This window comes from Streptomyces sp. JLBG701 (genome assembly GCF_058544905.1).
Genome location: NZ_CM178588.1, coordinates 8,509,081 through 8,522,154, shown reverse-complemented (window position 1 = coordinate 8,522,154; position 13,074 = coordinate 8,509,081). Strand labels below are relative to the sequence as shown.

General features: G+C 70.7%; 12 protein-coding genes. 4 read left to right on the top strand and 8 right to left on the bottom strand.

Annotation, left to right across the window (positions count from 1 at the left end; translation table 11 throughout):
* Positions 1-91: 91 nt before the first annotated feature.
* From AC5DRG_RS39275 to AC5DRG_RS39265, 3 genes are all read left to right on the top strand, one after another.
* Positions 92-2,314, top strand: a complete 2,223-nt coding sequence (locus AC5DRG_RS39275) for an MMPL family transporter (RefSeq protein ID WP_491804611.1) — start codon at positions 92-94, stop codon at positions 2,312-2,314.
* Between the two features lie 76 nt (positions 2,315-2,390).
* A complete protein-coding gene (locus AC5DRG_RS39270; protein WP_491804610.1) occupies positions 2,391-3,701 on the top strand; it encodes a sensor histidine kinase in 1,311 nt (436 codons plus the stop codon).
* Positions 3,698-4,354 carry a response regulator gene (locus AC5DRG_RS39265; protein WP_491804609.1) on the top strand — a complete coding sequence of 219 codons (657 nt, stop codon included), beginning with the start codon at positions 3,698-3,700 and terminating at the stop codon, positions 4,352-4,354. The genes AC5DRG_RS39270 and AC5DRG_RS39265 overlap by 4 nt, the downstream gene beginning before the upstream one ends.
* Here the strand turns inward: AC5DRG_RS39265 and AC5DRG_RS39260 are convergent.
* The 8 genes from AC5DRG_RS39260 to AC5DRG_RS39225 all read right to left on the bottom strand — a co-directional run bounded on the left by AC5DRG_RS39260 (position 4,324) and on the right by AC5DRG_RS39225 (position 11,794).
* Complete coding sequence (locus tag AC5DRG_RS39260) at positions 4,324-4,974, bottom strand: DUF6629 family protein (protein WP_491804608.1); 651 nt, start codon at positions 4,972-4,974, stop codon at positions 4,324-4,326. The two genes, AC5DRG_RS39265 and AC5DRG_RS39260, sit on opposite strands and share 31 nt — an antisense overlap.
* Before the next feature lie 97 nt (positions 4,975-5,071).
* Positions 5,072-5,746 carry a 4-carboxy-4-hydroxy-2-oxoadipate aldolase/oxaloacetate decarboxylase gene (locus tag AC5DRG_RS39255; protein ID WP_491804607.1) on the bottom strand — a complete coding sequence of 225 codons (675 nt, stop codon included), beginning with the start codon at positions 5,744-5,746 and terminating at the stop codon, positions 5,072-5,074.
* 9 nt (positions 5,747-5,755) lie between these two features.
* Positions 5,756-6,961, bottom strand: a complete 1,206-nt coding sequence (locus tag AC5DRG_RS39250; protein WP_491804606.1) for an aspartate transaminase — start codon at positions 6,959-6,961, stop codon at positions 5,756-5,758.
* A gap of 4 nt (positions 6,962-6,965) precedes the next feature.
* Positions 6,966-7,709, bottom strand: a complete 744-nt coding sequence (locus AC5DRG_RS39245; protein ID WP_491804605.1) for an SDR family oxidoreductase — start codon at positions 7,707-7,709, stop codon at positions 6,966-6,968.
* A 58-nt stretch (positions 7,710-7,767) separates the two neighbouring features.
* Entirely contained in the window at positions 7,768-9,078 is a 1,311-nt protein-coding gene (locus tag AC5DRG_RS39240; RefSeq protein WP_491804604.1) for an MFS transporter, read from the bottom strand.
* Positions 9,079-9,302: 224 nt separating this feature from the next.
* Complete coding sequence (locus AC5DRG_RS39235; RefSeq protein WP_491804603.1) at positions 9,303-10,289, bottom strand: 5-oxoprolinase subunit C family protein; 987 nt, start codon at positions 10,287-10,289, stop codon at positions 9,303-9,305.
* On the bottom strand, positions 10,282-11,010 hold the full coding sequence (locus tag AC5DRG_RS39230) for a 5-oxoprolinase subunit B family protein (RefSeq protein WP_491804602.1): 729 nt from the start codon (positions 11,008-11,010) through the stop codon (positions 10,282-10,284). Before AC5DRG_RS39230 ends, AC5DRG_RS39235 begins: the two co-directional genes overlap by 8 nt.
* Before the next feature lies 1 nt (position 11,011).
* Positions 11,012-11,794, bottom strand: coding sequence for a LamB/YcsF family protein (locus AC5DRG_RS39225; protein ID WP_491804601.1), 783 nt, complete (start codon positions 11,792-11,794; stop codon positions 11,012-11,014).
* A 293-nt stretch (positions 11,795-12,087) separates the two neighbouring features.
* Here AC5DRG_RS39225 and nac point away from each other — a divergent pair, with 293 nt between their 5' ends.
* Entirely contained in the window at positions 12,088-13,005 is a 918-nt protein-coding gene (gene nac, locus AC5DRG_RS39220) for a nitrogen assimilation transcriptional regulator NAC (RefSeq protein WP_491804600.1), read from the top strand.
* Positions 13,006-13,074 lie beyond the last annotated feature (69 nt).

The following is a 13,074-nucleotide window of genomic DNA, read 5'->3' as shown; positions in this document are numbered from 1 at the left end:
TCACGAGTGCCATCGAACAGCGGCAGGGCGTTCCTAGCGTTGTGCACGGGGCCACGACCGGCCCCCTTCGCACGCCTCCCGGGGGTCCACCTTGGCCACGTTCCTCTACCGGCTCGGCCGGTTCTCGTTCCGACGACGACGGGTCGTCCTGTTGCTGTGGATAGCGGTCCTGGCCGCTGTCGGCATCGGCGCCGGCAGCGTGTCGTCCAGTACGACGGACACCTTCGCCATCCCCGGCACCCAGTCCCAGAAGGCGCTGGACCTGCTGGCGAAGGAGTTCCCGCAGGCGTCGGCCGACGGTGCCACGGCCCGGGTGGTGTTCGAGGCGCCGGACGGGCGGAAGCTGACGTCCGGGTCCGACAAGGCCGAGGTCGAGTCCCTCGTCGCCGAGCTCGGGAAAGCGGACCAGGTGGCGAGTGTCGCCGACCCGTACACGAGCGGCACCGTCAGCAAGGACGGCACGATCGCCTACGCCCAGGTGACGTACTCCGTCGCCCAGGCCGACGTCACCGACGCGGCCCGCACGGACCTGGAGCACATCGCCGCGCAGGGCGAGGACGCCGGGCTCGCGGTGAGCATGGGCGGCACCGCCGTCACCGAGCGGACCGAGCAGAGCGCGACCGAGCTGATCGGCATCGCGATCGCCGCCGTGGTCCTGGTCATCACCTTCGGCTCGCTCATCGCGGCCGGACTGCCGCTGCTCACCGCGGTGTTCGGCGTCCTCGCGGCGATCTGCGGGATCACCGTGGCGAGCGCGTTCATCGACCTCAGTTCCAGCACCTCCACGCTGGCGCTGATGCTGGGCCTGGCGGTGGCCATCGACTACGCCCTGTTCATCGTCTCCCGCTATCGCGGCGAGCTGAGGGAGGGCCACGGGCCGGAGGAGGCGGCCGGGCGCGCCCTCGGCACGGCCGGATCCGCGGTCGTCTTCGCCGGTCTGACCGTGGTGATCGCGCTGGCCGGACTGAGCGTCATCGGCATCCGGATGCTGACCGACATCGGTGTGGGCGCCGCGTTCGCCGTGGTCGTCGCCGTGGTCATCGCGCTCACCCTGCTGCCCGCGCTGCTCGGCTTCGCCGGTCCGCGGATCTCGGCGGGCAAGCTCAAGTCGCGCCGGCTGAAGGGGGTCGAGAGCGGCGAGCGCGAGCCGATGGGCGTGCGCTGGTCGAGGTTCGTGCTGCGCAACCCGGTCAAGGTCCTGGGGGTCTCGGTGGCCGGGCTGCTCCTGCTCGCGATCCCGTCCTTCTCGCTGCAACTCGGCATGCCCAGCGACGCGACGGCCACCCCGGGCAGCGCCCAGCGCACCGCCTACGACACGATCACCGACGGCTTCGGCCCCGGCTACAACGGCCCGCTGACGGTCGTGGTCGACGCCCGCGGCAGCGACGATCCCGAGGCCGCCGCGAGCGACGCGGTCACCCTGCTCGACGGCCTGCCCGACGTCGCCTCGGTGAGCCCCGCGACCTTCAACACGAGCGGCGACGTGGCCCTGATCCGCGCCGTCCCGGGCTCCTCCCCCACCAGCGAGGACACCGTCGACCTGGTCTCCGAGATCCGCGACGGGGGCGCACGGTTCCAGGACGACACCGGCGCCGAGTTGATGGTCACCGGCACCACCGCCCTCAACATCGACATCTCCGACAAGCTGAGCGCCGCCCTGATCCCGTACCTGTGCGTGGTCGTCGGCCTGGCGCTGGTCCTGCTGATGCTGGTGTTCCGCTCGATCCTGGTCCCGCTCAAGGCCGCCGCCGGCTTCCTGCTGAGCGTTCTGGCGACCCTGGGCGTCGTCGTCGCCGTCTTCCAGTGGGGCTGGCTCGCGGACCTCTTCGGCGTCGACCAGACCGGGCCGATCGTGAGCGTCCTGCCGATCTTCATGGTCGGCGTGGTGTTCGGCCTCGCCATGGACTACCAGGTCTTCCTGGTCACCAGGATGCGGGAGGAGTACGTCCACGGGGCCGAGCCCCGGGAGGCGGTGGTCGCCGGGTTCCGGCACGGGGCCCGGGTGGTGACGGCCGCCGCGGTCATCATGATCTCGGTGTTCGCCGGGTTCCTGCTCAGCGACACCGCGCTGATCAAGTCGATCGGCCTGGGCCTGGCCGCCGCCGTGCTCTTCGACGCCTTCGTCGTCCGGATGACCATCGTCCCCGCGGTCATGGCCCTGCTCGGCCGCCACGCCTGGGCCCTGCCCGCCCGCCTCGACCGGCTGCTGCCCAACGTCGACGTGGAGGGCGAGAAGCTGCGGCACCGGTTGGAGAAGGAGAAGGACAGCGCGGGGGCTGCGGACCCCGAGCCGGTCGTCTCCGGAAGGAGCTGAGCTGTCGGCCGTACGATCCGAAGCAGGACGTACGGCCCACAGCGGCCGTGACCACCCCCGAGAGGCGCCCTACGACGTGACCGCACCGACCGCGCCCGGGCCGACGGCGCGCCCCCTCACGCCCGAGGCACTGCTGGGCGAGAGCCAGCACCGCTCGGACCTCGCGGTCCTGCAGTGGCTCGTCCGGGCGAGGCAGGCGGACCTGGCTCATCCGTGGATCAGGCGCTGGACGGTGCCGTTCTTCTGCGCGGCGTTGGGCCTCCCGGCCCTGCGGAACACCGCGGACGGCACCGGCCCCGGCCTGCCCGCGGTGTTGACGGTGATCGTCGCCTTCTGTGTCCCGCTGCTGTGGCGGCAGCAGTGGCCGGTCCTGGTCTTCGCGTTCACCACGGTCGTGAGCGGGGCGGGCCTCGCCATGGACATCGACACGGGGTCGGAGGCCGCGCGGATCGTGGCGCTGCTCAATGTGGGCCGCAGCGTCAGGCCCGCCCAGCTGGCGGTCTGTGTCGCGATCGCCTGCACACAGACCACCGTGGCGGTCGTCGTCCGCGGCACCGACCAGCCGAGCGGCCAGTTCTGGGAGACCCCGGTGCTGGCGATCGTGCAGACGGCGCTCGTGGCGGCGGTCGCCGCGGCCGGTCTGGTCGGCCGGGTCGTGAACGCCTACATCGGGGCCCTGCACGAACGCACCGTCCGCCTGGAGGTGGAGCGCGACCAGCGGGCCCGGCTCGCCGCCGCCGCCGAACGCGCCCGCGTCGCCGGGGAGATGCACGACATCCTCGGCCACACGCTCGCCGTCATCGTCGGCCTCGCGGACGGCGCCGCCGGACTCACCGAGGCGAAACCGAAGCGAGGCGCGGAGACCCTGCGCATCATCGCCGACAGCGGCCGCGGCGCCCTCGCCGAACTGCGCCGCCTGCTGGCCGTCATCGGCGAGGAACGCGACACCATGGCGGACACCCCGCTCGCCCCCCAGCCAGGCCTCGCCGACCTCGAACCCCTCCTGGAACGGGTCCGGGGCGCCGGCCCCACGGTCACCCTGCACACCGACGGCGACCTTCTCCCGCTCGCCCCGGGCCTCCAACTCGCGGTCTACCGCATCGTCCAGGAGGCCCTCACCAACACCCTCAAGCACGCCGCCGCCGATACGACCGTCCACATCACCCTCACCGCCGACGACACCGTCGTACGACTGACCGTCGAGGACACCGGACCGCCCCGCACCCCGCGAGCCGGGGACGACGACGGGCGCGGTCTGGTCGGCATGCGTGAGCGGGCCGCGCTGTACGGGGGGAACGTCACCTCGGGTCCCGACGCCGAGGGCGGCTGGACGGTCCGAGCCCACCTCATGATCACCACCACGAGCACGGAGAAACGTTCAGCATGACCACCGTCCTCATCGTCGACGACCAGGCCCTGCAACGCCTCGGCTTCAGCATGCTCCTTGAGCAGCATCCCGACCTTTCCGTGGTCGGCGAGGCCACGCACGGCGCGGAGGCGGTGCGGCTGGCCGCCGAACTGCGGCCCGACGTCGTGCTGATGGACGTACGGATGCCGGGTATGGACGGCATCGAGGCCACCCGCCGCATCGTCGAGTCCGGCGGCCGCTCCCGCGTCCTGGTGCTGACCACCTTCGACCTCGACGAGTACGCCTACGCCGCCCTGCGCTCCGGTGCCAGCGGGTTTCTGCTGAAGGACGCGCTGCCCGACGAGCTGATCGCCGGGATCCGGGCGGTGGCCTCCGGGGACGCCGTCATCGCCCCCGGCCTGACCCGCAAGCTCATCGACGCCTTCACCGAACGGCTCCCGGGCCACACCCCCGCCCAGGAGCGACAGCTCGCCGCGCTTACCGAGCGGGAACGCGAGGTGCTCACCGCGATGGCGACGGGCTGGAGCAACGCCGAGATCGCCGACCGGCTGTCACTGGCCGAGTCCACCGTGAAGTCCCACGTCAGCCGCGTCCTCGCCAAGATCGGCGCCCGCGACCGCGTCCAGGCCGTCATCTTCGCCTACGACACCGGGCTCGTCCGGCCCGCGTGAGAGGCGCGGTCACGGGAGCGTCCGCGCACCCAGCCGTACAGGATCACCGAGCACACCGCCGCGAACGCGCACCACGTCGAGATGAACTCCAGCTGCCACAGCGTCCAGCAGATCAGCGCGCCCGCCGCCGCCAGGATCCCGAAGGCCACCAGACCCCGGTCACCGGACAGCAGCAGGGAGCCGACCGTGGCCAGCAGATAGGCCGCGACCACCAGTTCGGCGTGGGGCAGGTGCAGGCCGTAGCCGACGGTGTGGCCGCGGATCTCGGCCGTCATCGGGCCCGCGGCGAGGGCGTACGCGAGCACCGCGGCGGTCGTGACGCCGGCGGCGAACGGCACCATCAGTCTGCGTCGCGCGTGCGGTGGCGCGGCGCACAGCACGCCCGTCGACAGCCAGAGCGGCAGCAGCGGGAGGGCGATGACGGCCCAGGCGAGGGTGGCCGGGCCCGTTCCTCCGTCGGCTGCCCAGACCGCTGCCTCGACCATCTGGTGGGCTCCGAGCAGCAGCGGCAGCGCGGCGAGCGCCAGGTCACGACGCCGGCGTACCCGCACCAGACAGGCCACACCGACCGCCGCGACGCCGATGCCTGCCACGAGGTCGGCCTTCGCGCTCCAGCACATCGGTCCATCCCGGGGTCGGCGGACCTCCATCTTCACCCGTCGCGGGCCGGGATGGCCGGAACCGGCCCGCACAGAAGAGCACGGCGCGGAGAGCCGACTAGTCCTCGATCACCAGCCCCTTCGCCGCGAGAAGCGGCGCGAGGTTGCACATCTCTACGACCGTTTTGCCCGCCCGGTACGCGGCGATGTACCCCGCCTCGGCGTCGACCCGCTCCTGTGAGGCGGCGACCGCCTCGGCGGCGTCTTCACGGCGGACGACGACCACGCCGTCTGCGTCGGCGCGCATCACGTCGCCGGGGCGGACGAGGACGCCGCCGATGGTGACCGGCTCGCACATCGGGCCGACGGTCTCCTTGACCGTGCCCTTGACGGACACGCTGCGCGAGAAGACCGGGAAGCCGAGGGCGCGCAGGTCCTCGGTGTCCCGGACGCCCGTGTCGGTGATCAGGCCGCCGAGTCCCTTGGCCTGGCAGGCGTTGGCGAGCACGTCTCCGAAGGAGCCGGCCTCCTCGTAGGCGCCGGCGGACACGACGACGACGTCGCCGGGGCGGGCGTAGGCGATGGCGGTCTGGAGCATCAGGTTGTCGCGCGGGGCGCACTGGACGGTGAAGGCGGGGCCGCACAGGGACATGCGGTGGTCGACCGGCTTGATGGCCGAGTCCAGCGCGCCGAGTCGGCCCTGTGCCTCGTGGATGGTGGCCGAGGAGAAGGCGCTCAACTGCTCGACCAAGGCCTCGTCCGGCCGCTCGAACTTGGTGGTGACGCGGATCATGATGACCTTTCAGGCGGGGGTCAGTGCGGCGCAGGCCGTCGCGATGCGCTCGCACGCGTCGGTGAGGACGTCCGTCGACGTGGCGAACGAGATGCGGAAATAGCCGGGTGCGCCGTACGCGGTTCCGTGGATCACCGCCACCTGCTGCGTGTCCAGGAGGTAGCGGGCGAAGTCCTCGTCGTTCTCGATCCGGTGCCCATCAGGTGTCAACTGGCCCATTACTTCCTGGCAGTTGACCAGGAGGTAGAAGCCTCCGTCCGGGACCGTGCAGCTGAGCCCGGGAACGTCGTTGATGAGCTTCACGGTCGCGTCCCGGCGTGCGCGATAGACCCGCACGGTGTCCTGGACGAAGTCCTGCGGTCCCGTGAGCGCGGCGGCAGCGGCGGCCTGGCTGATGGAGGAGGGGCAGGAGGAGGTCTGGGACTGGAGGGTGTTGATCGCGGTGACCAGGTCCGTCGGGCCCACCCCGTATCCGATACGCCAGCCCGTCATCGCGTACGTCTTGGAGACGCCGTTGGTGAGGAACACCCGGTCGGCCAGGCGGGGTTCGGCGGCTGCGAGGGACGGGGTGTCCTCGTCGCCGTACCAGATCTCGTCGTAGATCTCGTCGGTGAGGACGCGGACGTGGGGGTGGTCCAGCAATACCTGGGCGAGTGCGTGGAGTTCGCCGGTGGTGTACGCGGATCCGGTGGGATTGCCGGGGGTGTTGAGGACGACCCAGCGTGTGCGCTCGGTGAGCGCGGCCCCGAGTCGCTCGGGGGTCAGCTTGAAGCCGTCCGTCTCCGGGCAGTTGACGATGACCGGGGTGCCGTCGTTCGCGCGGACCATGTCGGGATACGACACCCAGTACGGGGCGGGGACGATGACCTCGTCCCCTTCGTCCAGGGTGGCCATCAGGGCGAGGAAGATGACCTGCTTGGCTCCGCCGCCGACGGTGATCTGTGCGTCGGTGAAGTCCAGGCCGTGTCGCTCGCGGAGTTTCCCGGCGATCGCGGCACGCAGCGCCGAAGTGCCGTTCACCGGCGTGTACTTGGTCTCCCCCGCCTCGATGGCCCGGATGGCGGCGGCCTTGACGTGGTCCGGGGTGTCGAAGTCGGGCTCGCCGACCGTCAGGTCGAGGACGGTGAGCCCCTGGCTCTTCAGCTCGCGCACGCGCTGGGCCGCCGCTGTGCTGGGCGAGGGGTTGATACGGCGTACGCGCTCCGCGGTCCGCATGTGATCAGCCCTCCCTGCGCTCGAAGTTGAGGCCGCCGGGGACCTGGAAGGTGGGCAGGATCTCGATGTGGCCGATGTTGACGTGCCGGGGCGCGTCGACGGCGAACTCGATGGCGTCGGCGATGTCCTCGGGCTTGAGGGACTCGTAGCCGTCGTAGTACTCGCGCTGGGCGGCCTCCATGTCACCGAGCAGGCGGCCGAAGATCTCCGTCTCCACGCGGCCCGGGCAGATCTCGCTGACGCGGACGCGGCGGCCGTAGCCGTCGACGCGGAGCTGGCGGGAGAGGGTGTGCACGGCCGCCTTGGTGGCGTGGTAGATCGTGTTGCCGCCGAAGTTGTAGACGCCGGCGATGGAGCTGATGTTGACGATGTGGCCGAGGTCGCGCTCGACCATGCCCGGCATGAGCAGGCGGACCAGGTGCAGGACCGCCTGGATGTTGACGGCGATCTGCTCGTCGACCGCGAACTCGTCGGCGGTGAGGATGTTGCCGGTGCGCGAGACGCCCGCGTTGTTGACCAGGACGTCGATCTCCAGGCCGTCCAGTACGGCGGTGAGCGCCTCGGTGTCGGTGATGTCCACGGCGTGCGGGACGCAACCCGTGGCGTCGGCGAGGGCGTCCAGCCGTTCGGCGTTGCGGGCCACGGCGTGAACTTCCAGGCCGCGCTTGGCGAGTCGCTCGACGACCACGGCTCCGATGCCGGTCGACGCTCCGGTGACGAGGGCCGTCCTGTAGTCGGAGATGGGCATGCTGATGTGCTCCTTGGTGTGGGGGTAGGGCGGGGTGCGGGTGCCGGGGATCGATCTGTCAGGCGTCGCGCAGGGGCAGGTGGGCCCTGTCCTTCACGCGGGACACGGCGATGAGGGTGCCGAGGGCGGTGAGGACGGCGTAGAAGGCCGGCATGTAGACGTTGCCCGTGCGGTCGATGAGGGTGGTCATCAGCAGGGGGGCCGTGCCGCCGAAGAGGGCGGCGGAGACGTTGTAGCCCAGGCCGTAGGCGGAGTAGCGCACACGGGTCGGGAAGAGTTCGACGAGCAGGATGTGGATGACACCCGTGTGGCCGGCGAACACCACCGCCATGACGCAGGCGCCTACGACGGCCAGCGCGACGTTGCCGGTGCCGATCAGCAGGTAGCAGGGGGCGCCGATGACGGCCATGGTGATCGCGGCGCCGGCGATGACCTTCTTGCGCCCGACCCGGTCGGAGAGGCGGCCCATGTAGGGGATGGCGATACAGATCGCGACCAGGCTGGAGGCGGTGACGAGGAGGCCCTGCACCTTGCTGAAGTCCAGCTCGCTGCTCATGAAGGTGGGCATGTAGCTGAACAGGACGTAGTAACCGGAGCCGTTCATCAGGGGGATGAACAGGGCAAGGAGCATGGCGCGGCGGTGCTCGGCGGAGGTGAACGCCTCCTTGAGGGGGTTCTTGGACAGGCCGCCCTCTTCCTTCAGGCGGTTGAAGTTGGGCGTGTCGCTGATGCGCTTGCGGATGTAGATGCCGGTGATGCCGAGCGGGACGGCGAGCAGGAACGGGATGCGCCAGCCCCAGGACTCCATGCGCTCGGTGCCGAGTCCGCTGGTCATGGCGGCGGCGATCAGGGTGCCGGTGAGCAGGGAGAGGAACGACGCGATCTGGGCGTAGCTGGTGTAGAGGCCGCGCTTGCCCTCCGGGGCGTGCTCGGCGAGGAAGCTCATCGCGCCGGATGCCTCGCCGCCGACGGAGAAGCCCTGGGCGACGCGGAGCAGGATCAGCAGGGCGGGTGCCGCGATGCCGATGCTCGCGTAGGTCGGCAGGATACCGATGGCCGCGGTGGCGGCGCTGATCAGCAGGATGACGAAGACCAGCATCCGCTGGCGGCCTATGCGGTCGCCGAGGTGACCGCAGATGACGGCGCCGAGGGGGCGGAAGAAGAAGGAGACGGCGTAGCCGAGGAAGACGAGCTGGATGGCGTTGTCGGAGCCGGGGAAGAAGACGGCGGCGAGGGTTCCGGCCATGAAGCCGAAGATGCCGTTGTCGTAGAGCTCGGCGAAGATCCCGACGCATCCCGCGAGGGTGACCTTGCGGGCGGTTCTGGGATCGACCGTGTTGGGGACTGGCTGAGCGGCCAGGGTACTCATGGCGTCTCCTGTCTGGGCAGCAGGCGTGGGATGAGGGGCGTTACGGCTCCGTGCGGGTGCTTCCAGCGGGTGGGCGGGGAGCTGTTGAGCGGGGGTGAGTGTGGTGCGGGTGGGTTTTGTAGGCGTTGGTTGCGGTTTGGTGTGGCGTGCGGGTCGGTGGGGGCTGGGCGCGCAGTTCCCCGCGCCCCTTTGGAGCGGGCCGGTGTTGGAGAGGTGCGGGGGGGTCAGGTCTCCGCAGGGGCCCGGATGTGTAGGGCCTCGAAGGCTGTGTGGACCCTGGTTCTCAGGGCGTCTATCGCCTGGCGTTGGGCTCGGTGGGCCGTGACTGCCTGGTCGAGGGTGCGGTGGCGGAAGCGGATGGTCTGGCCTGGGCGTACCTGCCCCAGGGCGGACAGACCGGTGGCGGTGACGACGGCGAGGACGGGGTAGCCGGCCGTGACGCCGCGGCCTCGGTGCAGTACGAGGAGTTCGTCCCCGGCCGGCACTTCGACGGCGCCGATGGGGACGCCGCGGGAGAGGACCTCGCCCTTGGTGACCCGGCGGGGCACTTCACCTTCGAGCCGCAGGCCGATGTGGTTGCTGCGCGGGGTGACGGTGAAGGGGGCGTCGAACAGGCGCCGTCCCGTGTCGCCGAACTCGGCCCGGTCGGGGCCGTCGGTGACGTCGATGGTCCAGGTGGTGGGGAACGGGGGGACGGGGGCGTTGAGGCGGAACAGCGGGATCCGCGAGAAGGGGTGGTCGAGGGGCGGGCAGGCCGTGCGCAGGGCGAGTTCGTCGCCGTTGCGGAGGGCGGGGCCGAAGCCCAGGATCGTGTCGGGGGCGCAGCTGCCCTGTAGGTAGTCCGCTTCGAACGAGCCGAGTACGGCCAGGTAGACGCGCAGTCCGCGCCGGATGCCGGTGACGCGAATGGTTTCTCCGGCGCGTACGGGGACCGGTTCCCATTGCGGTCGTGCGACTCCTTCGACGGTGACGTCGGCGGGGGCGCCGGTCACCGCGATGAGGATGTCGCCGGAGGGAACGCAGGCGAAGTCGAGGGCCGTGATCTCCAGCAGCGGGGCGCGTTCGTCGTTGCCGCACAGGACGTTGGCGACGCGCGCCGAGTGCTGGTCGGCGGCTCCGTTGGCGGGCAGGCCGTAGCGGGAGCGGCCGACGCGGCCGAGGTCCTGGACGGTGACGATGCCGGCGGTGCGGATGGTGAGGGTGTCAGCCATGGCAGTCCGCCAGGGTCAAGTCGGCGTATTCGTCCCACTGTTGGGCTGTGATGGGGCGGAACCGGAAGGCGTCTCCGGGCTGGTAGGCGGTGATCGGGTCGCTGTGCAGGTCCAGGACGCGCACGGGGGTACGCCCGAGGAGCGGCCAGCCGCCGGGCGAGGGCATCGGGCAGATGACCGCCTGCCGGCCCGCGACGGCGACCGAGCCGGGATCGACGCGGGTGCGGGGCGACGCCAACCGCGGCACCGGTTTCGGGAAGGGCGGCCCGTCCGTCATCGGCGCCCCCGCGGGCGCGCCGAGGCAGCGTACGGTCAGGTCGGACCCGGCGTGGAGGGCGATGACCTCGCTCTCGGCCAGGCCGAGTTGGGCGGCCACCTCCGGCAGATCGGGCCCGTACTCGCCGCCGTAGACGACAGGGACGAGGAAGCGGCGCGGAGGGGTCGTCGGCGCGGGGTCCGGGCCGAGGCGGGCTGCCTCGTGGGCCAGGACGCGCCGGACGGTGTCGTGGTCGGTTCGGGTGCAGTCGAACTCCACGAGCAGGGCGTCGTAGGTGGGCACCACGTCGTGGACACCGGCGAGTTGGACGGCGTCCAGGGCGTCGGCGAGGGCGTGGACGAGCCGCCAGGCGGCTTCGGCGTCCAGGCCGACGGCCTTGGCGACCAGGGCGGAGTCGCCGCAGTCGGTGATCGTGACGTTGCCGTTCGCCTCAGGACCATTCATGTCAGACGCCCTTGCCGCTCAGGACCTTGTCGAGCGAGGTGATCTCGACCCCGGCGGCGAGTAGTTGCTCTCGGATGCGGCCGGCCAGCGCGATCGCTCCGGGGCTGTCTCCGTGCAACAGGACGGTGTCGCAGGCGACTTGGACGTCCGTGCCGGCGACGCTGCGGATGACGCCTTCGGTGACCATCCGCAGCGTGCGCCGGGCGACCTCGTCGGGGTCGTGGATCACCGCTCCGGGCTCGGAGCGGGGGACGAGGGTCCCGTCGTCGCGGTAGGCGCGGTCGGCGATGCCGACGATGCCGACTCGCAGTCCGCGGGCGCGGGCGGCGTCGGCGAGCTCACCGTCCTGGGCCAGGATGATCAGCGACTCGTCCAGGGAGGCGACGGCGTCCACGACGGCACCGGCGTAGTCGGCGCGTACGGCGACGAGGTTGCCCAGGCGTCCGTGCGGGGCGATGTGCCGCACCCGGGTGCCGTGGGCGACGGCGAACGCCTGGAGGGCGCCGATCTGGTAGAGCAAGTCCGTACGGACTTCCTCCGGCGTGAGATCCATCGCGCGGCGGCCGAAGCCGACGAGGTCGGGAAAGCTCGGGTGGGCGCCGACGGCCACCCCCTTCTCCACGCACGTCCGCACCGTGGCGTCCATGATGCGCGGATCACCGGCATGGAATCCGCAGGCCACATTGGCGGACGTGAGCATCTCCAGAAGGGCCTCGTCGTCGCCCATCGTGTAGGCGCCGAATCCCTCGCCGAGATCGGCGACGAGATCAACCATGGGGGTCATGACGTCCTCCGGGAGAGAATGCGGGATCACAATGCTGGGAAGGGGAATTCCTAGGAAGGAGATGCACCGGGAAGGAAATGCCATCACGCCGTCGTGACATCCGGAAAGGATCCGAAACACCTCGGACACAAGCGGCTATTTCATCGAGCGAGTCCGGGCTGGATGTTCCGCTCAACTTAGGTCCCTGCTCACGTGATCGCCAATATGCGTTCGGTCTGGCGTTATCGCGAACGGTTATGACCCGCCTCACACACGAGGCCTACGATGAGGCTCCGCCCCCTTGGAAGGCCCGCATGGACACCAGGCGTCTCTACTCGTTCATCAAGATCATCGACGCGGGGAGCATCACGCGCGCGGCCGACATCCTGCACATCGCGCAGCCCGCGCTCAGCCAGCAACTGTCCGCGCTGGAAGCCCAGTTCGGGCAGCAGCTGCTGATCCGCAGCAAACGCGGGGTCGCCCCGACCGAGGCGGGCAGGGCGCTGTACCGGCACGCCCAGCTGATCCTCCGCCAGGTGGACCTCGCGCACGCCGCCGTCGAGGTCTCCGGCCGGGCTCCCGCCGGCAGCGTGTCGGTCGGGCTCGCGCCGTACAGCCTTGGCGCGGCGCTCGCGTTGCCGCTGCTGAAGAGCGTGCGCGAGCGCTACCCGGACATCCTGCTGCACATCAACGAGAACTTCGGCGGCGTGATCAGCGAGGCGATCATGACGGGCCGGATGGACATGGCGTTCATCTACGGGGCCGGCCCGCTGCGAGGCGTGCAGTTCGAGCCCGTACGCACGGAGGACCTGTTCCTGATCGGCGCGCCCGGCGCGACCGCCCCGCCGGGAGAGGGCGAGGGCGAGGGCGAGGTGAGCCTGGCGGAACTCACCGGCGTGCCCCTGCTGCTGCCCAGCCGCATCCACACGATCCGGCAGGTGGTGGACGCCGCCTTCCAACAGGCGTCGCTGCGGCCGCACGTGGTGGGCGAGGTCGAGTCCGCGCTGACGCTCGTCAACGCCGTGGACGCGGATCTCGGCGCCACGGTCCTGCCCTGGTCGGCCGCGCGCGCCATCCTCGACGTCCGCTCCCTGTCCGTACGCCGGATCGTGGACCCTGTCATCCAGGTCAAGCTGTCCCTGGTGACATCGGACAATCAGCCGCTCTCGGAACCGGCGTTGGCGGTGCACGATCTGTTCCTCGAACTGATCGAGGACAAGGATGGAGGATAAGGATCGCCAATAGCGTCAGACGAATCCGTTATTTGTTTCCGGTGACCGCCCCGGCTAGCTTTCCCCGAA